Below are 25,867 nucleotides of genomic sequence, written 5' to 3'. Positions count from 1 at the left end.
TGTGTCAGTAATGACGTTTGTACGCGGTCTGCGTTCCCGGATCACTGGCCTTGCCGGGGAGCTGGTCTTCGATCCGCTCCCACTGGGTATGAGTCAACTCGTAGCGGCTGGGCCGCGATTGCTTGATCTTCGACATCTGCCAAAGATATCGGCTGAATGTCGATTCGGCCTAGCGGTGGGCGGCGTCGGTGGTGAAGCTTTCGCCGCACCCGCACTCGGCCGAGGCGTTCGGGTTGCTGAAGGTGAACGCCTCGCTCAGCCCCTGCTTGCCGAAGTCGATCTCGGTGCCGTCCACCAGCGGCAGGCTGTCGGCATCGACGTAGATGCGCACGCCGTCCTGCTCGAACACGGTGTCGCCCTCGCGCTGCTCGCGCGCCAGGTCGGTGACGTGGCCCCAGCCCGAGCAGCCGGTGCGGGCCACGCCGAAGCGCAGGCCCAGCGCGCCCGGCGTCTGTTCGATGAAACGCTGCACGCGGGCGAAGGCGACGGGGGTCAGGCGGACGGCCATGAGCAAACGACTCCAGACTAATGAGGTGGCAATTATAGGAAAAGCCGGCGGCCACAAGCCCAACGGACCGGAAACACCTCGCCTGCCCGGCCACGCAACCGCTAGAATCCTGCCTCTACAGATCGAGTCGTTCAGCAGAGGATTCAAGTCATGACGGTGGTCAGCGTTGCACATGCCCTGGCCGGGAAGATCCCGGAAGGCGGAGAAGTCACGGTCCGCGGGTGGGTGCGCACGGTGCGCGGCTCGGCCGGGCTGGCCTTCGTCAACGTCGGCGACGGCTCCGGCTTCGCCCCGATCCAGGTCGTGGCCACCGACGCGCTGGCCAACTTCGACGACATCAAGCGCCTGACCCCGGGCTGCTCGGTCATCGCCAGCGGCAGGCTGGTCAAGTCGCAGGGCAAGGGCCAGGGGCTGGAGATCCAGGGCGAGAGCCTGGAGATCGTCGGCTGGGTCGAGGACCCGCTGACCTACCCGATCCAGCCCAAGCCGATGTCGCCGGAATTCCTGCGCGAGGTCGCCCACCTGCGCCCGCGCACCAACCTGTTCGGCGCGGTCACCCGCATCCGCGACTGCCTGGCCAAGGCGGTGCACCGCTATTTCCACGAGAACGGCTACTACTGGATCAGCACGCCGATCATCACCACCTCCGACGCCGAGGGCGCCGGCCAGATGTTCCGCGTTTCCACGCTGGACATGGCCAACCTGCCGCGTACCGGCGATGGTGAAATCGACTTCAGCCGCGACTTCTTCGGCAAGGAAACCTTCCTGACCGTGTCCGGCCAGCTCAACGTCGAGGCCTATGCGCTGGCGCTGAGCAAGGTCTACACCTTCGGCCCGACCTTCCGCGCCGAGAACAGCCACACCACCCGCCACCTGGCCGAATTCTGGATGGTGGAGCCGGAAATCGCCTTCGCCGACCTGGCCGAGGACGCGCGGGTGGCCGAGGAATTCCTCAAGTACCTGTTCCGCGCGGTGCTGGCCGAGCGCGGCGACGACATGGCCTTCATCGCCGAGCGCGTGCAGAAGGACGCCATCACCCGGCTGGAGGCGTTCGTCAACGCGCCGTTCGAGCGCATCGAATACAGCGACGCCATCGCCCTGCTGCAGAAGTCCGGCCGGAAGTTCGACTACCCGGTCGAATGGGGCCTGGACCTGCAGACCGAGCACGAGCGCTGGCTCACCGAGGAACACGTCGGCCGCCCGGTGGTGGTGACCAACTACCCCGAACACATCAAGGCGTTCTACATGCGCCTGAACGACGACGGCAGGACCGTCGCGGCGATGGACGTGCTGGCCCCGGGCATCGGCGAGATCATCGGCGGCAGCCAGCGCGAGGAGCGGCTGGACGTGCTCGACGCGCGCATGGCGCAGTTCGGCCTCGATCCCGAGCACTACCAGTGGTACCGCGACTTCCGCCGCTACGGCTCGGTGCCGCATGCCGGCTTCGGCCTCGGCTTCGAGCGGCTGGTGGTTTACGTGTGCGGGCTGAGCAACATCCGCGACGCCATCCCCTACCCGCGCGCGCCGGGTTCGGCGGAATTCTGAGGAATTGAACGTGAGGAGTGAGAGGAATACGAACCCTGCACCCGTGAGCAGCCCCGGCTGTTCTTCGTTCCTCGTTCCCCTTCACTCACCGCTGCACTGATGGTCCTTTTCTTTGCCCTGTGCTTCGTCGGCGTCGCCATCGCCGGCTTCAGCGCGTTCCTGATCTTCTGGCCGCTGACGCTGGTCCATGTCCGCGACCGCCATCCCGTCCTGGCCAGCGAATTCGGTGAGGGCGCCTTCCTCAAGCCCGGCTGCCTGCGCTGGCTGCTGGCCGGCGGTTTCAAGGCAATCGCCGACCGCTCGCTGAGCGGCCTCGCCACCCCCGCGCGCATCGCGCTGCTGGTGATGCTCGGCGGGCTGGGCATGGCCCTGCTGCTGTGGATCCTCTCGCAGGTAATCAAATGAACGATTCCGACACCTCCACCGACCAGTGGTGGCTGGCCAGCATCGGCACCACCCTGGTCTGGGCCCGCCTGCGCGTGCGCCCGGCCGGCACCGCCGAGGTGCTGGACAGCGACGGCAACACCCTGAGCTACGACAGCGAGGACACCGCCCGCGCGCAGCTGTTCGACGCCGAGTTCGTCGCCTTCGACGGCCTGGACGAGGAAGACGCGCTGATGCGCGGCTTCTCGCTGCACGAGGTGCAGCCGCCGCGGGCCGCCAGCGACGAGGAACTGCGCGCGCGCATGGTGCAGTCGCTGGGTGCCCGCGCCTGACAGCCGATGTTCACCCCGCGCGCCTTCGTCGAGCATGACCTGGCCTGGCTGGACAGCCTGCTGGCACGCGACCCGTTCGTCACCCTGCTGACCACCGGCGCCGATGGCCTGCCGGAGCTGACCCGCCTGCCGGTGCTGTACCGGCGCGATGGCGAGCACATCGAACTGCAGGGGCACTGGGCCCGGGCCAATCCGCAGGCCCGGCACGCCGGCATCGCGAAAGTGCTGGTCGATGGCCCGCATGGCTACGTGTCCGCAAGTTGGTATCCGGACAAGGAAGCGGCCGCACGCGTACCGACCTGGAACTACGCCAGCGCCGAGCTGCGTGGCCACTTGCAGCCGTTCGACGACGAGGATGCACTGGCGACGCTGGTCGCCTCGCTCAGCGACCGCTTCGAGGCCAGCGTCGGCCAGCATTGGCGCTTCGAGCCCGAACGCGACGACCAGCGTCGCCAACTGCGCGGCATCGTCGGTTTCCGCTTCCGGGTCGAACAGGCCCAGGTCAAGCTGAAACTGAGCCAGAACCATCCGGACGCCAACCGGGAGGCCGTGATCGCCGCGCTGGAACGACAGCCGGCCCCTGCTTCCCGCGAACTGGCGCAATGGATGCGCTGGCACCAGAGCACCGGCTGAAACCGGAGCGCTCTCCCACGACGACGCGACCGGGTGTGCCGCGCCATTCCCCCACCCCACCACAGGGACAAGCGACAATGAAAGACATCCGCATGCTGCTGCAGAACAACAGCGACTGGGCCGACCGCATCGAGCAGGAAGACCCGGAGTTCTTCAGCCAATTGTCCCGGCAGCAGCACCCCGAGTACCTGTGGATCGGTTGTTCGGATTCACGCGTGCCGGCCAACCAGATCATCGGCATGGCGCCCGGCGAAGTGTTCGTCCACCGCAACATTGCCAACGTGGTGGTGCATACCGACCTGAACTGCCTGAGCGTCATCCAGTACGCGGTGGACCAGCTCAAGGTCAAGCACATCCTGATCGTCGGCCACTACGGCTGCGGCGGCGTGCATGCCAGCCTCAACGACGTGCGCATCGGCGTGGCCGACAACTGGCTGCGCCACGTCGGCGACGTCGCGCAGAAGCACTCGGCCATCCTCGACGCGATCGACGATCCGACGCTGCGCCATGCCCGCCTGTGCGAGCTGAACGTGATCGAGCAGGTGGTCAACGCCTGCCGCTCGACCATCGTGCAGGACGCGTGGGCGCGCGGACAGAAGCTGATGGTGCACGGCTGGGTCTACAGCCTGAAGGACGGCCGCGTGCGCGAGATGGGCATCGACGTCGGCGGCCAGGAGGAACTGCAGCCGGCCTACGAACGGGCGCTGTCCTTCGTGCCGCGCCAAGGCCGCCGCGACTGACCCTTCCCCGCCCGGAGCCGACCATGCTTGCCTCGCCGATCAACCTGCAGGGCTGGATCGAGGAACACCGCCACCTGCTCAAGCCGCCGGTGGGCAACCGGATGATCGACAACGGCGACTTCATCGTGATGGTGGTCGGCGGCCCCAACTCGCGCACCGACTTCCATTACGACGAAGGCCCGGAGTGGTTCTACCAGCTCGAAGGCGAGATGGTGCTCAAGGTGCAGGAGGACGGCGCGGTGCGCGACATCCCGATCCGCGCCGGCGAGATCTTCCTGCTGCCGCCGCGGGTGCCGCATTCGCCGCGGCGCCCGCCCGGCGGCATCGGCCTGGTGGTCGAACGCAAGCGCCTGCCGCACGAACTCGACGGCGTGACCTGGCATTGCGAGCAGTGCAACCACAAGCTGTACGAGGAGTTCTTCCACCTCGGCAACATCGAGACGGATCTGCCGCTGGTGTTCGAGCGCTTTTACTCCTCGCTGCAACATCGCACCTGTGAGGAATGTGGCGCGGTGCATCCGTTGCCATGACCCATCCTTCTCCCTCCGGGAGAAGGTGCCCGAAGGGCGGATGAGGGGCGAACGCAGTTCATGATGTTTGAACCATCGTGACTCCGTTGCCCCTCACCCCAACCCCTCTCCCGCAGGGAGAGGGGCTACCTCGCACTCCCAGCGTTACACTGCCGCATCATTCTCGATGCCCATGCAGCAATGAACGAACTCCTGTCCCCGGCCCATGCCGCCGCGCTCGATGCGGCCGACCCGCTGCGCCAGCTGCGCGACCAGTTCCTGATCCCGCAGCACGACGGCGCCGACCAGGCCTATTTCGTCGGCAACTCGCTCGGCCTGCAGCCGCGCGGTGCGCGGGCGATGGTGCAGGAGGTGCTGGACCTGTGGGCGCGGATCGCGGTCGAAGGCCACTTCACCGGCCCCACGCACTGGATGAACTACCACCGGCTGGTGCGCGATGCGCTGGCGCGCGTGGTCGGCGCGCTGCCGGTGGAAGTGGTGGCGATGAACACGCTGAGCGTGAACCTGCAGCTGATGATGGTCAGCTTCTACCGCCCCACGGCCGCGCGCCCGGCGATCCTGATGGAAGCCGGCGCCTTCCCCACCGACCGCCATGCGGTCGAGTCGCAGATCCGCTTCCACGGCTTCGACCCGTCCACCGACCTGATCGAGGTGCAGCCGGACGAGGCCAACGGCACGATCTCGATGGGCGCGATCGAGCGCGCCATCGCCGAGCACGGCAAACGCGTGGCGCTGGTGCTGTGGCCGGGCGTGCAGTACCGCAGCGGGCAGGTATTCGACCTGGACGCGATCACCCGGCTGGCACGCGCGCAGGGCGCCAACGTCGGCTTCGACCTCGCCCATTCGGTCGGCAACGTGCCGCTGACCCTGCACGACACCGCGCCCGACTTCGCGGTGTGGTGCCACTACAAATACCTCAATGGCGGCCCCGGCGCGGTGGCCGGCTGCTTCGTCCACGAGCGCCACGCCCGCGATGCATCGCTGCCGCGCTTTGCCGGCTGGTGGGGCCATGAGCAGGCCACGCGCTTCCAGATGGCGCCGGAGTTCGTGCCCGAACTGGGCGCCGAGGGCTGGCAGCTGAGCAACCCGCCGGTGCTGGGGCTGGCGCCGCTGCGCGCCTCGCTGGAACTGTTCGACCGGGCCGGCATGCCGGCGCTGCGCGCCAAGTCGCTGCAGCTCACCGGGCACCTGGAAGCGCTGGTGCTGGCGCGCCTGTCCAACGTGCTGCAGATCGTCACCCCCACCGAACCGGAACGCCGCGGCTGCCAGTTGTCGCTGCGCGTGGCCGGTGGCCGTGCGCAGGGCCGGGCCCTGTTCGAGCACCTGCAATCGAAGGGCGTGCTCGGCGACTGGCGCGAGCCGGACGTGATCCGCATTTCCCCGACCCCCATGTACAACCGCCACGACGACATCCTCCGCTTCGTCGCGGAGGTGGAAGCCTGGGCAGGCCTCTGAACCCACGGAACCCTCGACTTGACCGCTTCCCCCCCGCGTCACCTGACCCTGATCGGCGCCGGCCTGGCCGGCTCCCTGCTCGCCATCCTGCTGTCGCGCCGTGGCTGGCGCATCACCGTCTACGAACGCCGCGGCGATCCGCGCGTCGCCGACTACGAGAGCGGCCGCTCGATCAACCTCGCGCTGGCCGAGCGCGGCCGCAACGCGCTGCGCCAGGCCGGCGTGGAAGAAGCGGTGATGGCGCGCACGGTGATGATGCGCGGGCGCATGGTGCACCCGCGCGACGGCGGCACGCCACAGTTGCAGCGCTACGGTCGCGACGATAGCGAAGTGATCTGGTCGGTGCACCGCAGGGACCTCAACATCACCCTGCTGCAACTGGCCGAGGACGCCGGCGCCCGCTTCCATTTCCACCGCCGCCTGCACACGGTGGATTTCGACGCCGGCTATGCGCGCTTCATCGACGACCGCGACGACAGCCCGCACGACATCCACTTCGACACGCCGCTGGTTGGCGCCGACGGCGCCGGCTCGGCGCTGCGCGCGGCGATGAACCGCAAGTCGCCGCTGGGCGAGCGTACCGAATTCCTCGACCATTCCTACAAGGAACTTGAAATCCCGCCCGCGGCCGATGGCGGCTTCATGATCGAGGCCAACGCGCTGCACATCTGGCCACGCGGCCGCTACATGTGCATCGCCCTGCCCAATGACGAGGGCACCTTCACCGTCACCCTGTTCCTGCCCAACGAAGGCGACCCCGGCTTCGCCACGGTGCGCAGCGGCGCCGAGGCCGAGGCCTTGTTCGCCCGCGAGTTCGCCGACGCCCTGCCGCTGATCCCCAACCTGCGCCGCGACTGGGAGCGGCACCCGCCCGGCCTGCTCGGCACCCTGCACCTGGACCGCTGGCACCTCGGCGGCAAGGCGGTGCTGCTGGGCGACGCCGCCCACGCGATGGTGCCGTTCCACGGCCAGGGCATGAACTGCGCGTTCGAGGACTGCGTGGCGCTGGCGAACCTGCTGGAAGCGCACGACGACACCGCGCACGCCTTCGCCGCGTTCGAAGCCGAGCGCAAGCCCAACGCCGCGGCGATCCAGCAGATGGCGCTGGACAACTACCTGGAGATGCGCGACCACGTCGCCGATCCCGCGTTCCTGCTGCAACGCGAACTGGAACACGAACTGCAACGGCGCTGGCCGACGCGCTTCGTGCCGCACTACACGATGGTCACCTTCCTGCACACACCCTACGCGGTGGCGCTGCAACGCACGCGGCTGCAACAGCGCATCCTCGCCGAAGCCACCGCCGGCCACGCCACGCTGGAACGCATCGACTGGACCGCGCTGGAAAGGATCGTCCACGAACGACTGCCGGTGCTGGAAGGAGCGCATTGATGACTGAAAGTTTCCTCTTCTACGATCTGGAAACCTTCGGCCAGGACCCGCGCCGCACCCGCATCGCGCAGTTCGCCGCGGTGCGCACCGACGCGCAGCTGCAGGTGATCGACGAGCCGGTCAGCTTCTTCGTCAAGCCCGCCGACGACCTGCTGCCCTCGCCCATCGCCACGCTGATCACCGGCATCACCCCGCAGCGCGCACTGGCCGAAGGCATCAGCGAGGCTGAGGCCTTCGCCCGCATCAACGAGCTGATGGCGCGCCCGCAGACCTGCACGCTGGGCTACAACACCCTGCGCTTCGACGACGAGTTCGTCCGCCATGGCCTGTTCCGCAATTTCTTCGATCCCTACGAGCGCGAGTGGCGCGGCGGCAACTCGCGCTGGGACCTGCTGGACATGCTGCGGTTGGTGCACGCGCTGCGCCCGGACGGCATCGTCTGGCCGCAGCGCGAGGACGGCGGCACCTCGTTCAAGCTGGAACACCTGGCCGACGCCAATGGCGTGCGCGAGGGTGACGCCCACGAAGCGTTGTCGGACGTTTACGCCACCATCGGCATGGCACGGAAGTTCAAGCAGGCGCAACCGCGCATGTGGGACTACGCGTTGAAGCTGCGCGACAAGCGCTTCGTCGCCGGGCTGCTCGACGGCGTGGCGATGCAGCCGGCGCTGCACATCTCCATGCGCTATCCCGCCACCCGCCTGTGCGCGGCACCGGTGCTGCCGCTGGCCACGCACCCGCACATCAACAACCGGGTGATCGTGTACGACCTGGACAGCGACCCGCAGCCGCTGCTGGAGCTGTCGCCGGAGGAAATCGCGCAGCGCCTCTACACCCGCGCCGCCGACCTGCCCGAAGGCCAGCAGCGGGTGCCGCTGAAGGAAGTGCACCTCAACAAGGTACCGGCGCTGGTCGCGTGGAACCACCTGCGCGCCGCCGATTTCCAGCGGCTGGGCATCGACCCGGACGCGGTCGAAGCCCGCGCCGCACAGTTGCGCGCGGCCGGCCCGCAACTGGCCGAAAAGGTCCGCCGGGTCTTCGCCCGCGAGCGCCCCGCAGACGGCCCGGCCGATGCCGACGGCGCGCTGTACGACGGTTTCCTCGCCGACGGCGACAAGCCGCTGCTGGCCAAGGTCCGGACCAGCCCGCCGGAGGCGCTGGCGGAACTGGAGAATCGCTTCCGCGACCCGCGCCTGCCGGAGCTGCTGTTCCGCTACCGTGCGCGCAACTACCCGCAGACGCTGGATGCCAGCGAACGCACCCGCTGGGACGACTACCGCCGCCATCGCCTGCTGCAACCGGGTCTCGGCGAGCAGAGCCTGCCCGACTATTTCGCGCAGATCCGCACGCTGCGCGAGGAACACCACGACACCCCCGCTCCCTTGGCCCTGCTCGACGCACTGGAACAATGGGGCCAGCAACTGCAGCCATCGCCATGAGCCGATATTTCAGCGACGCCAGCTTCAAGTTCCTGCGCAACCTCGACCGCCACAACGACAAACCGTGGTTCGCCGAGCACAAGCACGAATACGAGGAACACGTGCGGCAACCGTTCCTGCGCCTGATCGCCGACCTGCAACCCGACCTGGCGCAGGTCAGCACGCATTACCTGGCCGACCCGCGCACCGTCGGCGGCTCGCTGTACCGCATCTACCGCGACACCCGCTATTCCAACGACAAGGCGCCGTACAAGCCGTGGCAGGGCGCGCGCCTGTACCACGAGCGCCGCAAGCAGGTGCCCGCGCCTTCGTTCTATGTCCACCTGCAACCGGACGCGAGTTTCATCGGCGCCGGCCTGTGGCACCAGGAGCCGGACATCCAGCGCCGCGTGCGCCAGTTCATCTTCGACAACCCCGGCACCTGGAAAGCCACCGCGCATGCCCCGGCGCTGCGCAGGCGCTACGGTTTCGAGGACAGCGAAATGCTGGTACGCCCACCGCGCGGCTTTCCCACCGACTTCGAGTTCATCGACGACCTGCGCCACCGCAACTGGGTGCTGCTGCGCCACGTGGACGACGCCGGCATGACCAGCCCGCGCCTGCGCCAGACCATTGCCGCCGACCTCGCCGCGCTGGGCCCCTTCGTCGATTACCTGTGCGCCGCGCTGGACCTGGAGTTCTGAACGGCACGCGACACGATGGCCGCTGCCGGAAAGCTGCATGGCATTGCGCCCTCCGGCCGGCCGCCACCCGAGCGGGAACGCCTCGCTTCGTTGCATCGATGAGGCAACGCCGGCACACCGATGCGTGCATGAACCCGCCAACATCCGCAAAGTGCTAGCATGTCCCACGCAGGCGATGCCTGCTCCGCGCGTTCCGCGCAGCCGCCTTTGCAGTTGCACGCTCCGCTTCCCTTCATGTGGCAACCGCTCGCCGAGAGCGCCCATTGCCCGCATATCCCAGTCGTAATGACGCGTGCATTCGCACGAATGCCGATGCCCCACCCGTTGCGTGGTGGCGATGCGCGTTCCCGCGGCAGCCTCCTGCCGCATTGCCCGCCATGACCCGTACCGCGGACGGAACGGCATGGTGCGAGGAATGAACTGCCGGTTCCATGCAGCTCGTTCATCAGGGCAGCCGCATCGCGCCCGTCCGCGCATCGGGGAACCCCGTCATCCGGCTGGCACCGACATGAGGAAAAGAGATGACATCCATCCGCAAGTCCGCCGCCACCGCCCCGAGAAGGACAAGCTCGACCTTCGCTTCCGGCACCCAGCAGGGACACCTGACCCGCGAGCGCATCGCCCGGGACATGGCGGCCTTCGACAAGGCCGGCGGCAAGATCGAAGTGCTGGGCAACACGCCGCTGCGCGGCAGGGACGGCGTGCTGAAGCCCGCTGCGGAAACGCCTGCCGGCACCAGCCAATCCGGCAAGAACTGACCCACTTCCCCGAAAGACGGAGCAACCCACTTGGCCAAGGTCAACTACTCGTTCGAGAAGCGCCAGCGCGAGCTGGCAAAGAAGAAGCAGAAGGAAGCGAAGCTGGCGAAGAAGCGCTCCGGCCGCGACACCGCCTCTCCCGACGCAGGCGAACCGCCGGCATCCGTCTAGTGACGCCGCCGCGCCTGCTCCAGGCATGCCGCCGCCGGGGTCCATGACCCCGGCCGGCCCCAAGCGGTTCCTGCCGCCGGTCAGCGCGAAGCCTGGCCCTCCCATGCCTTCGCCAACCGCCTGAACCCGGCCCGCAACTGCCCGCGCGCGCCCCACGGCAGCCGCGACAGGGTCATCGCCACCGGCTCCGGTTGCGGCGAGCCGTTCCATGCGACCACCACCTTGTTGCTCATGCCCGGCTCGTCGAGTTTCAGCACGCGGCCATCGAAGCTGCGGCGCAGCCGCACCAGGTGCCTGCGGGTATCGGTGTTGTAGAGATTGCCGGCCATCACGCCGTTGGCAGTAAGTGCGGCGCGGCAGTCGTCGTAGAAATCCTGCGTGGACAATGCCGGCGGAATGCCATGCACATCGTAGGCATCCACCAGCAGCAGGTCGAAGCAGCCGCGCCGGGTGCGCAGCCAGGCAGCGCCATCGGCGCATTCCACCTGCATGCGTTCGTCGTCCATCGGGACGTGGAAGACCCCGCGCAGTGCGATCACGTCCGGGTCGCTTTCTACCGCCTCGATCCTGGCCTGCGGCAGGTGGCGATGGCAGAACTTGGCCTGCGAGCCGCCGCCGAGGCCGACGATGCCGATGCGGCGCGGGGCTGGCTGCAGCCATAGCGCGGCCAGCATGCTGCGGGTGTAGCCCACGTGCAGCCGCTGCGGGAACCAGCGCGACATGCGCGTCTGGATGGTGTCGCCACAGAACTGCAGTTCGACGTGCCACCAACTGCGCCGGATGCGGGCGCCGCCGCTCATTCGGTGCGCACGGCGTTGGCGATGCCGTGCGGCACGTGGCCGGCGGCGACGCTGTGGTGCTGGCGGGCGCTGTCGATGTTGTGCTGCGAGTCGTCGAAGAAGATGTCCGCGCCGAACGCTTCCAGGAACGGCCCCTTGTGGCGGCCGCCGAGGAACAGCGCCTCGTCCAGGCGCACGCCCCACTCGCGCAGGGTCCGGATCACCCGTTCATGCGCCGGTGCCGAGCGCGCGGTGACCAGCGCGGTGCGGATAGGCGCCTGTTCGCCGGCCGGGAACGCTGCCTGCAAGGCATGCAAGGCCGACAGGAAATTGCGGAACGGCCCGCCGCTGAGCGGCTCGTGCGCACGCTCGCGCTCGTGGCGGCCGAACGCCTCCACGCCCTGCTCGCGCGAGATGCGCTCGCTCTCGTCGCCGAAGATCACCGCGTCGCCATCGAAGGCGATGCGCAATTGCCCCGCCGGGTGTCCGGTATCGGTGGGAGCGATGGACATCTCGGCGCCACTGCGCGGCAGGATCGTTGCCGCGGCGATGCCGTGCACCAGGGCCCGCCGCACCGATTCGGGGTTGGCCGACAGGAACAGGTCGGTGCCGAACGGCTTGACGTAGGGCCAGGTCGGCTCGCCGGCGGTGAAGGTGGCGCGGACGATGCCCAGGTCGTGGTGCTGGATGGAATTGAAGATGCGCAGGCCGGTGTCGGCCGAGTTGCGCGAGAGCAGGATCACCTCCACCCGCGGGTCCTCCGCGCTGGTGCCCTGGTTCAGCGCCAGCAGCTTGCGCACCACCGGAAACGCCACGCCGGGCTTGAGCACGTCGTCCTCGTGTTCGCGCTGGTAGGCGGCGTAGGCCTCCAGGCCTTGCTGCTCGAACAGCACATGGCCTTCTTCGAGGTCGAACAAGGCGCGCGAGGTCACCGCGACGGTAAGCAGCCGGGGAGTGTTGTCACCCATTGGGACGGACCTGACGGAATGCCGGATTGATGGAGGGAGTCTAACCGGAAGGCCCGGTAGGTCGGGGCCATGCCCCCGACGCTTCGTGCGCACGGCCGTCGGGGACGTAGCCCCGACCTACGCAGCATCAGAACTCGAACTGCTCGCTGAGGATGCGCTCTTCCAGGTTGTGTTCCGGATCGAACAGCAACGTCACCTGCCGCTGCCGCGATTCGCGGATGGTCACCTCCACCACGTCGCGGGTTTCGTGCGAATCGGCGGTGACGCTGACCGGGCGCTTGTAGGGGTCGAGCACGCGGAAGCACACCTCGGTGTCGGCCTTGAGGATGGCCCCGCGCCAGCGTCGCGGCCGGTACGGTGCCAGCGGCGTCAACGCGATGGTGTTCGAACCCAGCGGCAGGATCGGCCCGCGCGCCGAGTAGTTGTAGGCGGTGCTGCCGGCCGGGGTGGACACCAGCACGCCGTCGCAGATCAGCTCTTCCACGCGCTGCTGGCCGTTGAGGTCGATGCCGATGTGCGCGGCCTGCCGGGTCTGCCGCAGCATCGACACGTCGTTGTAGGCCAACGAGCCGGTGCTGGTGCCCGACTCGGTCAGCGCGAGCATTTCCAGCGGCCGCAGGTGCGCCGGCTCGGCCAGCGCCAGGCGCTCGACCAGGTCGTCGTCGTCGCGGTAGTGGTTCATCAGGAAGCCGACCGTGCCCAGTTTCATGCCGAACACCGGCTTGCCCTTGTCGCCGTGGCGGTGCAGGGTCTGCAGCATGAAGCCGTCGCCACCCAGCGGGCACAGCACGTCGGCGGCGTCGGGCTTGTGGTCGCCATAGCGCGCGGCCATCTGCGCGCGGGCCTGCTGCGCGGCCTCGGTGTTGCTGGCGAGAAAGGCGATGCGGGGGGACATGGCCATCGTCGGTTGCGGTCGGGCTGCCGAGGATAACCCGCAATGGGGAAGGCTGCCTTGGCCTTCCCGGGCTTGGAAAGCATCGCGACCAAGGTTGCTCCCACCAAAGCGTTGCTGCTTTTGTTGCGGGAGCGGCCTTGGCCGTGATGGTTTTGTCCGGGAAGTACTGACCAACGGTCGGCACCTACCCTTTTGTTGCAACTGGCTTTACTGGTTGCCGGGAGTTCGCTGCTTCGTTCGCCCCTCACCCCAACCCCTCTCCCGCAGGGAGAGGGGCTTTATCTACCACGCGCGGCTTATACCCCGTGCGCCGCAAGCTGCCCCAAACGCTGCACCGCAACCGAGACGGTCGGGTAGTCCAGCGTCTTCTGCTCGGCCAGCTCGGCCAGCATCGCCAGGGTGAAGCGCAGGCTGCTGTCGTCACGGCCCAGCCATGCGGCCACCTTGGCTTCGGCGTTGCCGCCCTTCACCGACAGTACCTGCCCGGTGAGGACGCGCTGGTGCGCGGCCAGTTCGTCGCGCAGCACGCCGCGGGCCACCGCATGCCAGCGGCCGTTGACCTCCAGCGCGTCGATCTGCTCGAACAGCCACGGCATCTGCAGGGCCTCGCCGAGGCGGAAGTGGACCTTGGACACGTCCACCGGCTTGAGCTTGCGGGTGCGGGCCAGTTCGATGATGTCGAACGCCGGTTCCAGGAACTGCAGCTCGGACAGCTGTTGCGCCAGCGCCGCCGGCAGGCCCTTCTCCTTCCACTGCTTGACGCTGGCCTCGTAGGCCGGGCGCTGCGAATCCGGCAGCACGCCCGAGGCGACGCGGATGTCGTTGAACGGGCCCTGGTAACGCTCGACCGCGGCGGTGATGCCCGGCATCGCGCCCGGGCGGTTGAGCAGCCAGCGCACGAACGAACGCTGCAGCTTCCAGATCACTTCCAGCGCATCGACCTGCACCGCTTCGGGCAGGGTGCCGTCGAGCGCGTCGATCTGCGTCCACAGCGCACGCGCATCCAGCGTCTCGCGGCTGATGGTGTAGGCCTTGGCGACCTCGGCCACGCTGCGGCCGGTGTCTTCCTGCATGCGCATCAGGAAGGTGGCGCCCATGCGGTTGATGGTCTGGTTGGTCACCGCGGTGGCGATGATCTCGCGCTTCAGGCGGTGGCCCTGCATGCTGTCGGCATACTTCTTCTGCAACGGCTGCGGGAAATAGCGCAGCAGTTCCTTGGAAAGGTACGCGTCCTCCGGGATGTCCGATTCCAGCAGCTGCTGGAAGGCGACGATCTTGGAGTAGGACAGCAGCACCGCCAGTTCCGGGCGGGTCAGGCCCTGCCCGCGCAGCTTGCGCGCGGACAGCTCGGCGTCGGACGGCAGGAACTCGATCTGGCGGTCGAGCAGGCCCTGCTGTTCCAGCGTGCGGATGAAGTGCTGCTTGGACCCCAGGCGCTTGGTGCTCATCCGCTCCATCAGGCTCAGCGCCTGGTTCTGGCGGTAGTTGTCGTTGAGCACCAGCTCGGCCACTTCGTCGGTCATCGACGCCAGCAGCTTGTTGCGCTGGTCCACGGTCAGCTTCTTCGCCCGCACCACGTCGTTGAGCAGGATCTTGATGTTGACTTCGTGGTCGGAGGTGTCCACGCCGGCCGAGTTGTCGATGAAGTCGGTGTTGAGCAGCACGCCGTTCTGCGCGGCCTCGATGCGGCCGAGCTGGGTCATGCCCAGGTTGCCGCCCTCGCCCACGATCCTGCAGCGCAGTTCGCCACCGTTGACGCGCAGCGCGTTGTTGGCGCGGTCGCCGACGTCGGCGTTGGTTTCGGCCGCCGACTTGACGTAGGTGCCGATGCCGCCGTTCCACAGCAGGTCCACCGGCGCCTTCAGCGCGGCGTTGATCAGGTCGGTCGGGGCCATCGCCTTGATGCCGGCGTCGATACCCAGCGCCTCGCGCACCTGCGGGGTGATCTCGATCGACTTCAGCGAGCGCGGGTAGATGCCGCCGCCCTTGCTGATCAGCTTGGCGTCGTAGTCCGCCCAGCTCGAACGCGGCACCTTGAACATGCGTGCGCGTTCCTTGAACGAACTTGCCGCCACCGGGTTCGGGTCGAGGAAGATGTGGCGGTGGTCGAACGCGCAGACCAAGCGGATGTGCTCGGACAGCAGCATGCCGTTGCCGAACACGTCGCCGGACATGTCGCCGATGCCGACCGCGGTGAAGTCCTGCTTCTGGCAATCGCGGCCCAGCGCACGGAAGTGGCGCTTGACCGACTCCCACGCACCACGCGCGGTGATGCCCATGCCCTTGTGGTCGTAGCCGACCGAGCCGCCGGAAGCGAACGCGTCGTCCAGCCAGAAGCCGTGCGCGCGGGCGATGCCGTTGGCGGTGTCGGAGAAGGTCGCGGTGCCCTTGTCGGCGGCGACCACCAGGTACGGGTCGTCGCCGTCGTGGCGCACCACGCCCTGCGGCGGCACGATCCTGTTGTTGACGATGTTGTCGGTGATGTCGAGCAGGCCGTTGATGAAGCGCTTGTAGCAGGCCACGCCCTCGGCGAACCACGCGTCGCGGTCCACCGACGGGTCCGGCAACTGCTTGGCGAAGAAGCCGCCCTTGGAGCCGACCGGCACGATGACGGTGTTCTTCACCATCTGCGCCTTGACCAGGCCCAGCACTTCGGTGCGGAAGTCCTCGCGGCGGTCCGACCAGCGCAGGCCGCCGCGCGCCACCGGGCCGAAGCGCAGGTGGGTGCCTTCCACGCGCGGGCCGCACACCCAGATTTCGCGGTACGGGCGCGGCTTGGGCAGGTCCGGCACCTTGGCCGCGTCCAGCTTGAAGCTGATGTAGTCGGCCGGGCCGCCGTCGGCGCGCAGGCCGTCCTTGCGCGGCATGTAATAGCTGGTGCGCAGCGTGGCTTCGATCACGCCGATGAAGCTGCGCAGGATGCGGTCTTCGTCGAGGCTGGAAACGCCATCGAGCAGCTTGACCAGTGCTTCGTGCACCAGCGCCATGCGCGCGTCGCGGTTGCCGGCGCGCGCCTTGACCACGCCGTCGAGCAGCTTGCCGGTGGCCGCGTCATCGCCGGCCAGCGCCTTGAACTGCGCCAGCTGCGCGTCCTGCGTCGCCTTGTCGGTGGCCGGGGCCGGGTCGAAGCGGGCCTCGAACAGTTCGACGATCAGGCGCGCCAGCAGCGGATAGCGGTTGAGGGTGCCCTCGACGTAGGCCTGCGAGAACGGCACGCCGATCTGCAGCAGGTACTTGCAGTAGCCACGCAGCACCGACACCTGCTTCCAGTCCAAGCCGGCGGCCAGCACCAGGCGGTTGAAGCCGTCATTCTCGGCTTCGCCGTGCCAGACGCGGGCGAACGCGTCGCTGAAACCGGTGCTGGCGGCGGCCGCGTCGATCGCGCCGACGATCGATTCGACCTCGAAGTCCTGCACGTAGACCGGCGCGTCGTCGACCACCAGCCGGTACGGGCGCTCGGCCATCACCCGCAGGCCCATGTTCTCCATCATCGGCAGCACGTCGGACAGCGGGATGTCCTTGAGCTGGCGGTACAGCTTCATGCGCAGGCCATCGACGCCGTCGCGGCGGATCGGCTGCAGGCTCAGGCGCAGGTCGTCCGGGCCGGTCAGGGCATCGAGCTGGGCGACGTCGGCGGCGGCGATCTCGGCGCTGGAGTCCTCGATGTAGCCGGCCGGCAGCGCCTTGCCGATGCGCGAGGCGATGCGCAGGCCTTCGCTTTCGCCGTGGCTGGTGACCAGCGCTTCGCGCAGGTCGTCCTGCCAGTTGCGCAGCACGTGGGCCAGGCGCTTTTCGAGGTTGTCGATGTCCAGTTCCAGGTTCTGCCCGGCCTTGGGGCGCACGATCAGGTGCACCTGCGCCAGCGGCGAATCGCCCAGCACCACGCTGGAATCCACGTGCTCGCCCTGCAGTTCGTCGCGCAGCATGCTTTCGATGCGCAGGCGCACGTCGGTGTTGAAGCGCTCGCGCGGCAGGAACACCAACGCCGACAGGAAGCGGCTGAACTTGTCGCGGCGCAGGAACAGGCGGCTGCGCACGCGCTCCTGCAGGCCGAGCACGCCCATCGCGGTACGGAACAGTTCGTCCTCGCTGGACTGGAACAGTTCCTCGCGCGGCAGCGATTCGAGGATGTGGCGCAGCGCCTTGCCGCTGTGGCTGGACGGGCTCAGGCCCGAGCGCTTCATCACGTTCTCGTAGCGCAGGCGCACCAGCGGGATTTCCCACGGACGGCGGTTGTAGGCGCTGGAGGTGAACAGGCCGAGGAAGCGCTTCTCGCCGATGATCTTGCCCTTGGCGTCGAACTCCAGCACGCCGATGTAATCCATGTAGCCGCCGCGGTGGATGCGCGAGCGGGCATTGGTCTTGGTCAGGATCAGCGCGTCGGCGAGGTTGCCGCTGGTGTTCAGGCCCTGCGCCGCCAGCCCCTTGACCGGGCGCGCGATGGAGGTGTCCTTGCCGCGCATCAGGCCCAGGCCGGTGCCGTTCTGCGCGACCAGCACTTCTTCCTTGCCCTGCTTCTCCACCTTGTATTCGCGGTAGCCGAAGAAGGTGAAATGGTTGTCGGCGGCCCAGCGCAGGAATTCCTGTGCCTCGGCGCGCGCGTCGTTGCCCACCGGCAGCGGGCGGCTGCCGAGGTCGTCGGCCAGCGCCAGCGCCTTGTCGCGCATCGGCGCCCAGTCCTTGACGATGGCACGCACGTCGTCAAGCGCGGCGGCGACGCGCTTGCCCACCGCCGCCAGCGCCTCGGCCGGCTGGCGATCGATTTCCAACAGCATCACCGACTCCGGGCTGCCCTCGCCCACGCCGGTCAGCCTGCCGGCCTTGTCGCGGGCGATGTCGAGTACCGGGTGGCCCAGCACGTGCACGCCGATGCCCTGCTCGGCCAGCGCCAGCGACACGGTGTCCACCAGGAACGGCATGTCGTCGTTGACGATCTGCAGCACGGTGTGGCTGGACTCCCAGCCATCGCCCTTCAAGGTCGGGTTGAACACGCGGACGTTGGCCTTGCCCGGCTTGCGCACGCGCACGAATTCCAGCATGCCGGCGGCCAGCACCGCCCAGTCCTCGGCCGGGTGCAGCCTGAATTCATCGCTTTCCATGCGGCGGTAGAACGCCGAGGCGAACGCCTCCGCCTCGGCCCGGCCGGCGGCCGGGTATCGCGTTCGCAACGCTGCAAAAACCGGCTCCAGCGACAGACCGGCTTCGGAAACACTCGGCTTGGCGGCCGATGGGGATTTCGTTCTTGCGGATTTGGCAGCGTTTTTTTGCGGTTTCATGATTGAGCTTCAGTGATGCTCCAGGGGAGACCGAAATTGTATCCCCCGCAACCACCACGGCATTGCTGCAAGGCCGCAATACAGGCCCTGAAACCGCATCCGAAACACATGCAACCGAATGTTTTCATTGAATATTTTCCATAGAAAAACATTTTGAGGATATTCCCCGGCATTACTTCCAAAGCCACGTTTTCGCGCTGTTTTACAAATTTTGAACTGGACGGTATAGTCCAATCCGTGCACCCCGAGACCTCCGATTCCGCGCCCGTCGAGGCACGCGACCAGCGCGTGTTCGATGCCGTGCGCGAACTGCTGGCGGTACAGGGCATGCACCTGAGCATGGACGCGGTGGCCGCGCACGTGGGCTGCTCCAAGCAGACCCTCTACAGCCGCTACGGCAGCAGGCGCGAACTGCTCGGCCAGGTCGTGCGGCAGAGCATGTCGGCTGCCGCCGCGCCGCTGGCCAGCGGCGACGAACGCCCGCTGCGCGAGGTCCTGCTGGATTTCGCGCTGCGTTATCTGGAACATCGCAGCCAGCCCCGCAACCGCCAGACCGCGCAGTTGATCGCCGCCGGCGCCGCCGAGTTCCGCGAAGAAGCCCGCTTGCTGTACCAGGGCGGGGCCGAGGCCCTGCGCGGGCAGTTGGCTGAATGGATACGAACCGAGATGGCGCGCGGGCGCATCATCCATGACGATCCGCATTTCATCGCCGAGATGCTGGTCAGCATGATTGCCGGTCAGGATTTCGAACGCCAACGTTTCCATGCCCCCTGTCGCGACGATCCGAAGCAGCGCCGCCGCTGGGCCGAATTCGCCGTCGATGCCTTCCTGCGTGCCTTCCCGGCACCGCCGGCCGGCATCCCCGGCACCCGCTGAACAACCTCCCGGAGCTCCCCCGATGACCTCTCCGCTGCGCATCCTCGCCCTCGCCCTCGCCGGCGCCATGACCCTGGGCCTGGCCGCCTGCAAGAACCAACAGGAACAGCAGGCCCCGCCCCCGCCGGAGGTCGGCGTCATCGAGGCCAAGCCGCAGACCCTGCCGTTGCAGCGCGAGCTGGTCGGGCGACTGTCGCCGTTCCGCTCGGCCGACGTGCGCGCCCGCGTTTCCGGCGTGCTGCTCAAGCGCGTCTACGAGGAAGGCAGCAGCGTCAAGGAGGGCCAGGCGCTGTTCCAGATCGACCCGGCGCCGCTGCGCGCGTCGCTGGCCTCGGCCGAAGCCGCGCTGGCCTCGGCCCGCGCCACCCATGCCAACGCCAAGGCCACCGCCGAACGCGCCCGCACGCTGGCGCCGCAGAACTACGTATCGCGCTCGGACCTGGACAATGCCGAGGCCGCCGAGCGCAGTAGCGCCGCCGCCGTGCAGCAGGCGCAGGCGGCGGTCACCAGCGCCCGCATCAACCTCGGCTATGCCAACGTCACCGCACCGATCGCCGGCCTGGCCGGCAAGCAGCAGGTGACCGAGGGCGCGCTGGTCGGCCAGAACGAAGCCACGCTGCTGACCACCATCGACCAGATCGACCCGCTGTACGTCAACTTCTCGATGACCGCCGACGAACTGAGCGGGCTGCGCGCCGCACAGGACAAGGGCGCGGTGGCGCTGGCCGGCGACGGCAAGACCACGGTGCAGGTCAACCTGCCCGACGGCACCCCGTACGCGCACGAGGGCACGCTGGACTTCTCGGCGACCACCGTGGACCCGGCCACCGGCGCGGTGTCGCTGCGCGCGCAGCTGCCCAACCCGGAGCACATCCTGCTGCCCGGCTCGTTCGTCAGCTTCAAGGCCAACCTCGGCCAGCGCAACAACGCCTTCCTGGTGCCGCAGCAGGCGGTGCAGCGCGACGCGCAGGGCGGCTACGCGCTGGTGGTCGGCAAGGACGGCAACGTGGTGCGCAAGGACCTGGTGCTGGACGGCCAGCAGGGCGGCAACTGGCTGGTGTCGGCCGGGCTGGAAGCCGGCGACCAGGTGATCGCCTCGGGCCTGCAGAAGGTCAAGCCGGGCGAGCCGGCCAAGCCGATGCCGTGGCAACCGGCCGCGGCCAAGCCCGCCGCCGCCCCGGCGCAGCCGCAGCAGGACTGACGGAGCTTCCCCATGCCCAAATTCTTCATCGAGCACCCGGTATTCGCGTGGGTGGTGGCCATCCTGATCTCGCTTGGCGGCGTGATCTCGATCCTCAACCTGGGCGTGGAGTCCTACCCCAGCGTGGCGCCGCCGCAGGTCACCGTGTCGGCCAACTACCCCGGCGCCAGCGCCGCCACCGCCGAGAAGTCGGTCACCCAGGTGATCGAGCAGCAGCTGACCGGCATCGACAACCTGGTCTACTTCAGCTCCTCCTCGTCCTCCACCGGGCGGGTGAACATCACCCTCACCTTCGACAGCGGCACCGATGCCGACATCGCCCAGGTGCAGGTGCAGAACAAGGTGGCGCTGGCGACCCCGCGCCTGCCCTCGGAAGTGACCAAGCAGGGCGTGGTGGTGGCCAAGGCCAACGCCGGCTTCCTGATGGCCGTGGGCGTGCGTTCGGACGACGGCACGGTGGACCGCGACGCGCTCAACGACATCGTCGGCTCGCGCGTACTGGAGCAGATCTCGCGCGTGCCCGGCGTCGGCAGCACCCAGCAATTCGGCTCCGAATACGCCATGCGCATCTGGCTGAACCCGGAGAAGCTGCAGGGCTACCACCTGTCGGCCACCGACGTGTACAACGCCATCGGCACCCAGAACCTGCAGTTCTCCGCCGGCTCGGTGGGCGGCGACCCGGCCCCGAACGGGCAGGCGTTCACCGCCACCGTCGCCGCCGAAGGCCGCTACAGCACGCCGGAGGAATTCGAGAACACCATCCTGCGGGCCAACGCCGACGGCAGCGTGGTTAGGCTGAAGGACGTGGCCCGCGTCGCCTTCGGTGCCTCCAACTACGGCTTCGACACCCGCTACAACGGCAAGCCGGTGGCCGCCTTCGCCATCCAGCTGCTGCCCGGCGCCAACGCGCTGGACGTGTCCCGCGCGGTGCGCGCCAAGATGGACGACCTGGCCGGCAGCTTCCCGCAGGGCGTGAGCTGGTTCACCCCGTTCGACAGCACCACCTTCGTCAACATCTCGATCAAGGAAGTGATCCACACGCTGGTGGAAGCCATCGTGCTGGTGTTCCTGGTGATGCTGATCTTCCTGCAGAACTTCCGCGCGACGATCATCCCGACGCTGGTGATCCCGGTGGCGCTGCTGGGCACCTTCATGGGCATGCTGGCGATCGGCTTCACCATCAACCAGCTCACGCTGTTCGCGATGGTGCTGGCGATCGGCATCGTGGTCGACGACGCGATCGTGGTGATCGAGAACGTCGAGCGCATCATGAGCGAGGACCAGCTCGACCCGAAGCCGGCCACGCAGAAGGCGATGGGCCAGATCACCGGCGCGGTGGTGGCCATCACCGTGGTGCTGGCGGCGGTGTTCATCCCCAGCGCGATGCAGCCCGGTGCCTCGGGCGAAATCTACAAGCAGTTCGCGCTGACCATCGCCATGTCGATGGGCTTCTCGGCGCTGCTGGCGCTGAGCTTCACCCCGGCGCTGTGCGCGGCCTTCCTCAAGCCGACCCACAACGACAACCCGAACTGGGTCTACCGCACCTTCAACACCTATTACGGCCGGCTCGAGAAGGGCTACGTCGGCACCGTCGGCAGCGTCCTCAGGCACAGCCCGCGCTGGCTGATGGTGTTCGCGCTGCTGGTCGCGCTGTGCGGCCTGCTGTTCACCCGCCTGCCGGGCAGCTTCCTGCCGGAAGAGGACCAGGGCTATGCGCTGGCCATCGTGCAGCTGCCACCGGGCGCGACCAAGAGCCGCACCGGCGTGGTGTTCGACCAGTTGCTGGGGCTGATGCAGGACGACCCGTCGTTCGAGGGCATGATGCAGGTCACCGGCTTCAGCTTCGTCGGCTCCGGCGAGAACGTCGGCATGGCCTTCATCCGGCTCAAGGACTGGGGCGAGCGCGACGAGACCGCGCCGGAGTTCATCCAGAAGATGAACATGAAGGCCTTCGGCGGCATCAAGGACGCGCAGGTGTTCCTGGTCAACCTGCCCACCGTGCAGGGCCTGGGCCAGTTCGGCGGCTTCGACATGTGGCTGCAGGACCGCGCCGGCGCCGGCCAGGACGCGCTGATGGACGCACGCAACACCCTGCTCGGCGCCGCGTCCGCCGACAAGTCACTGGTCGGCGTGCGCCCGAACACGCTGGAGAACTCGCCGCAGCTGCAGCTGAAGGTGGACCGCGTGCAGGCGCAGGCGATGGGCGTGGCGGTCAACGACGTCTACACCGCGCTGCAGATGATGCTGGCGCCGGTGTACGTCAACGACTTCTTCTACGGCGGCCGCATCAAGCGGGTGAACATGCAGGCCGATGCCGCCTTCCGCACCGGCCCCGAATCGCTGCGCAGCTACTACGTGCCCAGCTCGCTGAGCACCGACGCCGACGGCCAGCCGGCGATGATCCCGCTCAGCACCGTGGTCAAGTCCGACTGGATCTACGCGCCGCCGGCGCTGAGCCGCTACAACGGCTATTCGGCGGTGAACATCGTCGGCTCGCCGGCACCGGGCGGCAGCTCCGGGCAGGCGATGACGACGATGGAGAACCTGGTGCACGACAAGCTGCCGGCCGGTTTCGGCTACGACTGGAGCGGCATGTCCTACCAGGAAATCCTCGCCGGCAACGCCGCCACCCTGCTGATGGTGCTGTCGATCGTGGTGGTGTTCCTGTGCCTGGCCGCGCTGTACGAGAGCTGGTCGATCCCGGTGTCGGTGCTGCTGGTGGTGCCGGTCGGCATCCTCGGCGCGGTGGTGTTCTCGCTGATGCGCGGGTTGCCGAACGACCTGTACTTCAAGATCGGCATGGTCACGGTGATTGGCCTTGCGGCGAAGAACGCGATCCTGATCGTGGAATTCGCGGTCGAGCAGCGCGCCGCCGGCAAGACCCTGCGCGAGGCGGCGATCGAGGCCGCGCACCTGCGCTTCCGCCCGATCCTGATGACCTCCTTCGCGTTCATCCTCGGCGTGCTGCCGATGGCCATTTCCAGCGGCGCCGGCGCCAACGCCCGCCATTCGCTGGGCACCGGCGTCATCGGCGGCATGCTGTTCGCCACCATCATCGGCGTGCTGCTGATCCCGCTGTTCTTCGTCACCGTGCGCCGCGTGCTGGGCGACAAGCTGGACGAGCAGTCGAAGCAGTACATCGAGCAGCACAAGGTGCGCACCGTGCAGCAGGATCGCTGAGCGGAAACGCAGCCCCGCAACGACGAAGCCCCGGCAATGCCGGGGCTTCTTTTCATGTAGGAGCGCACATTGGTACGCGATGGGGTTTTACCGGAAAAGCTTCATCGCGCACCAAGGTGCGCTCCTACGGGCCTCAGCGCACGCCGGTTTCGTTGCGTGCGATGACCATGCGCTGGATCTCACTGGTGCCTTCGTAGATCTCGGTGATCTTGGCGTCGCGGAAATAGCGCTCCAGCGGCATTTCCTTGGAATAGCCCATGCCGCCGTGGATCTGCACGGCCTGATGCGCGATCCACATCGCCGCTTCCGAGGCCGTCAGCTTGGCCACCGCGGCCTCGGTGGAGAAGCGCTTGCCCTGCGCCTTGGTCCACGCCGCGCGCAGGGTCAGCAGCAACGCCGCGTCGAGCTTGCATTTCATGTCGGCGATCTTGGCCTGGATCATCTGGAAGCTGCCGATCGGCGCACCGAACGACTTGCGCTCCCGCACGTAGGCCACCGACGCCTCGTAGGCGGCGCGGGCGATGCCCACCGCCTGCGAGGCGATGCCGATGCGGCCGGAGTCGAGCAGGCTCATCGCGATCTTGAAGCCCTGCCCTTCCACGCCCAGCACATCCTCGGGCCGTGCCACGTAATCCCGGAACTCGATCTCGCAGGTAGCCGAGGCGCGCACGCCCAGCTTGGGTTCGGTCTTGCCGCGGCCGAAACCCGGACGGGTGGCGTCGATCATGAAGGCGGTGACGCCGCGGGCGCCCTGCGCCGGGTCGGTCATCGCGAACAGCACGATGTAGCGCGCCACCGGGCCGGAGGTGATCCAGCTCTTCTGGCCGTTGATCACGTAGGAACCGTCGGCCTGCTTCACCGCACGGCAGCGCATCGCGGTGGCGTCCGAGCCGGATTGCGACTCGGTCAGCGCGAACGCGCCGATCTCGCGGCCCTCGGCGATCGCGCGCACGTACAGCTGCTTCTGCTCCTCGCTGCCGTGGTTGAGCACGGCGTTGCAGAACAGCGAGTTGTTGACCGACATGATGGTGGCGTGCGCGGCGTCCGCGGCGGACACCTCGACGATGGCCAGCACGCTGGACACCGGGTCCATGCCGGCGCCGCCGTACTCGACCGGCACCTCGATGCCCATCAGCCCGTTCTCGCCGAGCAGGCGGATGTTCTCCAGCGGGTACTCGCCGGTGGCGTCGTGATGTTCGGCGCTCGGCGCGATCTTCTCTTGGGCGATGCGGCGGGCCACGTCCTGCAACATCAGTTGTTCTTCGTTGAAGCTGAAATCCACTGCACCCCTCCCAGGGCATTGCGAAGTTGCGATTGTAACCATCGCAACCGCCGCTGGCCCATGCGCGCCTTGACCTTGCCGCACCGCGGCAGCAAAATATCTCTATATCGCGATAGGTAGATATTTATGGATCTGGAAGACTGGTCGACCCGCCTGAAGGTGTTCGCCGACGCCACCCGCGTGCGCCTGCTGACCCTGCTGGAGCAGGAGGAATTGACCGTGGCCGAGCTGTCGGCCATCACCACGCTGGCGCAGCCGCGTGTTTCCACCCATCTGGCCCGGCTGAAGGAAGCCGGGCTGGTCCGCGACCGCCGTGCCGGCGTGTCGGCCTACTACCGCTTTGACGAGGCCGCGCTGGACCCGGCGCAGCGCGCATTGTGGCACGCGTTGAGCACCGGCAGCGACGACCCGCTGCTGCGCCAGGACGCCGAGCGCGTGCCGTCGGTGCTGGCGATGCGCGCCGCCGACCAGAACTGGGCCGACAGCGTGGCCGGCGACATGGAGCGCCACTACTCGCCCGGCCGCACCTGGGAGGCGATGGCGCGCAGCGCGCTGCCGCTGCTGGAAACCGGCGACGTGCTCGACATCGCCTCCGGCGACGGCGTGCTGGCCGAACTGCTGGCGCCGCACGCGCAGCGCTACGTCTGCGTCGATACCAGCGCCCGCGTGGTCGCCGCCGCCAGCGAGCGCCTGCGCAAGCTGCCCAACGTCGAGGTCCGCGAAGGCGACATGCACAAGCTGCCATTCGACGATGGCAGCTTCGACCTCGTGGTGCTGATGCACGCCCTCACCTACGCCACCCACCCGGCCAAGGCCGTGGCCGAATGCGCGCGGGTGCTG

22 protein-coding genes and 1 pseudogene are annotated in these 25,867 nt (G+C 68.0%); 16 read left to right on the top strand and 7 right to left on the bottom strand.

The annotated features are described in order from the left end of the window. Positions 1 to 4: 4 nt before the first annotated feature. Together ABB34_RS15785 and ABB34_RS07970 are read right to left on the bottom strand one after the other, a co-directional pair. Complete coding sequence (locus ABB34_RS15785; RefSeq protein ID WP_275452836.1) at positions 5 to 136, bottom strand: hypothetical protein; 132 nt, start codon at positions 134 to 136, stop codon at positions 5 to 7. 33 nt (positions 137 to 169) lie between these two features. Beyond that, positions 170 to 508: a HesB/IscA family protein gene (locus ABB34_RS07970; protein ID WP_057640791.1), complete on the bottom strand. Its 339-nt coding sequence runs from the start codon at positions 506 to 508 to the stop codon at positions 170 to 172. 150 nt (positions 509 to 658) lie between these two features. Here ABB34_RS07970 and asnS point away from each other — a divergent pair, with 150 nt between their 5' ends. The 12 genes from asnS (at position 659) to ABB34_RS15460 (ending at position 10,570) form a co-directional block, all read left to right on the top strand. Continuing rightward, positions 659 to 2,053, top strand: a complete 1,395-nt coding sequence (asnS, locus tag ABB34_RS07965) for an asparagine--tRNA ligase (RefSeq protein WP_057640790.1) — start codon at positions 659 to 661, stop codon at positions 2,051 to 2,053. 99 nt (positions 2,054 to 2,152) lie between these two features. Continuing rightward, positions 2,153 to 2,458: a hypothetical protein gene (locus tag ABB34_RS07960; protein ID WP_057640788.1), complete on the top strand. Its 306-nt coding sequence runs from the start codon at positions 2,153 to 2,155 to the stop codon at positions 2,456 to 2,458. Continuing rightward, on the top strand, positions 2,455 to 2,769 hold the full coding sequence (locus ABB34_RS07955; protein WP_057640787.1) for a hypothetical protein: 315 nt from the start codon (positions 2,455 to 2,457) through the stop codon (positions 2,767 to 2,769). Before ABB34_RS07960 ends, ABB34_RS07955 begins: the two co-directional genes overlap by 4 nt. Positions 2,770 to 2,775: 6 nt before the next feature. Beyond that, positions 2,776 to 3,402, top strand: coding sequence for an FMN-binding negative transcriptional regulator (locus tag ABB34_RS07950; protein ID WP_057640784.1), 627 nt, complete (start codon positions 2,776 to 2,778; stop codon positions 3,400 to 3,402). 77 nt (positions 3,403 to 3,479) lie between these two features. Beyond that, positions 3,480 to 4,142: a carbonate dehydratase gene (gene can / locus ABB34_RS07945; protein ID WP_057640782.1), complete on the top strand. Its 663-nt coding sequence runs from the start codon at positions 3,480 to 3,482 to the stop codon at positions 4,140 to 4,142. 23 nt (positions 4,143 to 4,165) lie between these two features. After that, positions 4,166 to 4,672: a 3-hydroxyanthranilate 3,4-dioxygenase gene (locus ABB34_RS07940; protein ID WP_057640780.1), complete on the top strand. Its 507-nt coding sequence runs from the start codon at positions 4,166 to 4,168 to the stop codon at positions 4,670 to 4,672. A gap of 180 nt (positions 4,673 to 4,852) precedes the next feature. After that, positions 4,853 to 6,127 carry a kynureninase gene (kynU, locus tag ABB34_RS07935; RefSeq protein WP_057640778.1) on the top strand — a complete coding sequence of 425 codons (1,275 nt, stop codon included), beginning with the start codon at positions 4,853 to 4,855 and terminating at the stop codon, positions 6,125 to 6,127. A gap of 18 nt (positions 6,128 to 6,145) precedes the next feature. After that, positions 6,146 to 7,519: an FAD-dependent oxidoreductase gene (locus ABB34_RS07930; protein WP_057640776.1), complete on the top strand. Its 1,374-nt coding sequence runs from the start codon at positions 6,146 to 6,148 to the stop codon at positions 7,517 to 7,519. After that, positions 7,519 to 8,958 carry an exodeoxyribonuclease I gene (gene sbcB / locus ABB34_RS07925; RefSeq protein WP_057640774.1) on the top strand — a complete coding sequence of 480 codons (1,440 nt, stop codon included), beginning with the start codon at positions 7,519 to 7,521 and terminating at the stop codon, positions 8,956 to 8,958. Before ABB34_RS07930 ends, sbcB begins: the two co-directional genes overlap by 1 nt. Beyond that, a complete protein-coding gene (locus ABB34_RS07920) occupies positions 8,955 to 9,641 on the top strand; it encodes a DUF2461 domain-containing protein (protein ID WP_057640772.1) in 687 nt (228 codons plus the stop codon). Before sbcB ends, ABB34_RS07920 begins: the two co-directional genes overlap by 4 nt. Before the next feature lie 521 nt (positions 9,642 to 10,162). Then, positions 10,163 to 10,399: a hypothetical protein gene (locus ABB34_RS15465; RefSeq protein ID WP_083490106.1), complete on the top strand. Its 237-nt coding sequence runs from the start codon at positions 10,163 to 10,165 to the stop codon at positions 10,397 to 10,399. Positions 10,400 to 10,429: 30 nt separating this feature from the next. Continuing rightward, the gene (locus ABB34_RS15460; protein ID WP_169788708.1) at positions 10,430 to 10,570 is read left to right on the top strand and encodes a hypothetical protein; all 141 of its coding nucleotides are present in this window, start codon (positions 10,430 to 10,432) and stop codon (positions 10,568 to 10,570) included. Positions 10,571 to 10,650: 80 nt separating this feature from the next. On the opposite strand, the gene ABB34_RS07910 is transcribed toward ABB34_RS15460, so the two are convergent. The 4 genes from ABB34_RS07910 to ABB34_RS07895 all read right to left on the bottom strand — a co-directional run bounded on the left by ABB34_RS07910 (position 10,651) and on the right by ABB34_RS07895 (position 18,488). Then, on the bottom strand, positions 10,651 to 11,370 hold the full coding sequence (locus ABB34_RS07910; protein WP_057640768.1) for a spermine/spermidine synthase domain-containing protein: 720 nt from the start codon (positions 11,368 to 11,370) through the stop codon (positions 10,651 to 10,653). Next, positions 11,367 to 12,317: a 5'-nucleotidase gene (locus ABB34_RS07905; RefSeq protein WP_057640766.1), complete on the bottom strand. Its 951-nt coding sequence runs from the start codon at positions 12,315 to 12,317 to the stop codon at positions 11,367 to 11,369. Before ABB34_RS07905 ends, ABB34_RS07910 begins: the two co-directional genes overlap by 4 nt. A 127-nt stretch (positions 12,318 to 12,444) precedes the next feature. Further along, positions 12,445 to 13,218, bottom strand: coding sequence for an NAD kinase (locus tag ABB34_RS07900; protein ID WP_057640764.1), 774 nt, complete (start codon positions 13,216 to 13,218; stop codon positions 12,445 to 12,447). Positions 13,219 to 13,508: 290 nt separating this feature from the next. Continuing rightward, positions 13,509 to 18,488, bottom strand: a complete 4,980-nt coding sequence (locus ABB34_RS07895; protein WP_057640763.1) for an NAD-glutamate dehydrogenase — start codon at positions 18,486 to 18,488, stop codon at positions 13,509 to 13,511. 237 nt (positions 18,489 to 18,725) lie between these two features. Here ABB34_RS07895 and ABB34_RS07890 point away from each other — a divergent pair, with 237 nt between their 5' ends. From ABB34_RS07890 to ABB34_RS07880, 3 genes and pseudogenes are all read left to right on the top strand, one after another. After that, positions 18,726 to 19,364, top strand: a complete 639-nt coding sequence (locus ABB34_RS07890; RefSeq protein ID WP_057640761.1) for a TetR/AcrR family transcriptional regulator — start codon at positions 18,726 to 18,728, stop codon at positions 19,362 to 19,364. A 22-nt stretch (positions 19,365 to 19,386) separates the two neighbouring features. Then, positions 19,387 to 20,553, top strand: a pseudogene (locus tag ABB34_RS07885) (efflux RND transporter periplasmic adaptor subunit); the annotation flags it as partial. A gap of 24 nt (positions 20,554 to 20,577) precedes the next feature. Continuing rightward, positions 20,578 to 23,745 carry a multidrug efflux RND transporter permease subunit gene (locus ABB34_RS07880; protein WP_057640759.1) on the top strand — a complete coding sequence of 1,056 codons (3,168 nt, stop codon included), beginning with the start codon at positions 20,578 to 20,580 and terminating at the stop codon, positions 23,743 to 23,745. A gap of 133 nt (positions 23,746 to 23,878) precedes the next feature. Here ABB34_RS07880 and ABB34_RS07875 read toward each other — a convergent pair whose 3' ends face one another. Further along, positions 23,879 to 25,027 (bottom strand): acyl-CoA dehydrogenase family protein, encoded by a 1,149-nt coding sequence (locus ABB34_RS07875; RefSeq protein ID WP_057640757.1) that lies wholly within the window; start codon positions 25,025 to 25,027, stop codon positions 23,879 to 23,881. 126 nt (positions 25,028 to 25,153) lie between these two features. Between ABB34_RS07875 and ABB34_RS07870 the strand changes: the two genes are divergently transcribed. Then, a partial coding sequence (locus ABB34_RS07870) for an ArsR/SmtB family transcription factor (protein ID WP_057640755.1) occupies positions 25,154 to 25,867 on the top strand: 714 nt, incomplete at its 3' end.

It is taken from the genome of Stenotrophomonas daejeonensis (genome assembly GCF_001431505.1).
GTDB classification, from domain to species: Bacteria; Pseudomonadota; Gammaproteobacteria; order Xanthomonadales; family Xanthomonadaceae; genus Stenotrophomonas; species Stenotrophomonas daejeonensis.
This window is presented reverse-complemented; position numbering and strand designations above follow the sequence as displayed.

What these genes read in the sequence shown, in the direction of transcription:
- ABB34_RS07895 (WP_057640763.1), bottom strand. Translation starts at nt 18,488, where the DNA reads ATGAAACCGCAAAAAAACGCTGCCAAATCCGCAAGAACGAAATCCCCA.
- asnS (WP_057640790.1), top strand. Translation starts at nt 659, where the DNA reads ATGACGGTGGTCAGCGTTGCACATGCCCTGGCCGGGAAGATCCCGGAA.
- ABB34_RS07900 (WP_057640764.1), bottom strand. Translation starts at nt 13,218, where the DNA reads ATGGCCATGTCCCCCCGCATCGCCTTTCTCGCCAGCAACACCGAGGCC.
- ABB34_RS07920 (WP_057640772.1), top strand. Translation starts at nt 8,955, where the DNA reads ATGAGCCGATATTTCAGCGACGCCAGCTTCAAGTTCCTGCGCAACCTC.
- ABB34_RS15785 (WP_275452836.1), bottom strand. Translation starts at nt 136, where the DNA reads ATGTCGAAGATCAAGCAATCGCGGCCCAGCCGCTACGAGTTGACTCAT.
- sbcB (WP_057640774.1), top strand. Translation starts at nt 7,519, where the DNA reads ATGACTGAAAGTTTCCTCTTCTACGATCTGGAAACCTTCGGCCAGGAC.
- ABB34_RS07910 (WP_057640768.1), bottom strand. Translation starts at nt 11,370, where the DNA reads ATGAGCGGCGGCGCCCGCATCCGGCGCAGTTGGTGGCACGTCGAACTG.
- ABB34_RS07950 (WP_057640784.1), top strand. Translation starts at nt 2,776, where the DNA reads ATGTTCACCCCGCGCGCCTTCGTCGAGCATGACCTGGCCTGGCTGGAC.
- kynU (WP_057640778.1), top strand. Translation starts at nt 4,853, where the DNA reads ATGAACGAACTCCTGTCCCCGGCCCATGCCGCCGCGCTCGATGCGGCC.
- ABB34_RS07960 (WP_057640788.1), top strand. Translation starts at nt 2,153, where the DNA reads ATGGTCCTTTTCTTTGCCCTGTGCTTCGTCGGCGTCGCCATCGCCGGC.
- ABB34_RS15465 (WP_083490106.1), top strand. Translation starts at nt 10,163, where the DNA reads ATGACATCCATCCGCAAGTCCGCCGCCACCGCCCCGAGAAGGACAAGC.
- ABB34_RS07970 (WP_057640791.1), bottom strand. Translation starts at nt 508, where the DNA reads ATGGCCGTCCGCCTGACCCCCGTCGCCTTCGCCCGCGTGCAGCGTTTC.
- ABB34_RS07955 (WP_057640787.1), top strand. Translation starts at nt 2,455, where the DNA reads ATGAACGATTCCGACACCTCCACCGACCAGTGGTGGCTGGCCAGCATC.
- ABB34_RS07905 (WP_057640766.1), bottom strand. Translation starts at nt 12,317, where the DNA reads ATGGGTGACAACACTCCCCGGCTGCTTACCGTCGCGGTGACCTCGCGC.
- ABB34_RS07880 (WP_057640759.1), top strand. Translation starts at nt 20,578, where the DNA reads ATGCCCAAATTCTTCATCGAGCACCCGGTATTCGCGTGGGTGGTGGCC.
- can (WP_057640782.1), top strand. Translation starts at nt 3,480, where the DNA reads ATGAAAGACATCCGCATGCTGCTGCAGAACAACAGCGACTGGGCCGAC.
- ABB34_RS07940 (WP_057640780.1), top strand. Translation starts at nt 4,166, where the DNA reads ATGCTTGCCTCGCCGATCAACCTGCAGGGCTGGATCGAGGAACACCGC.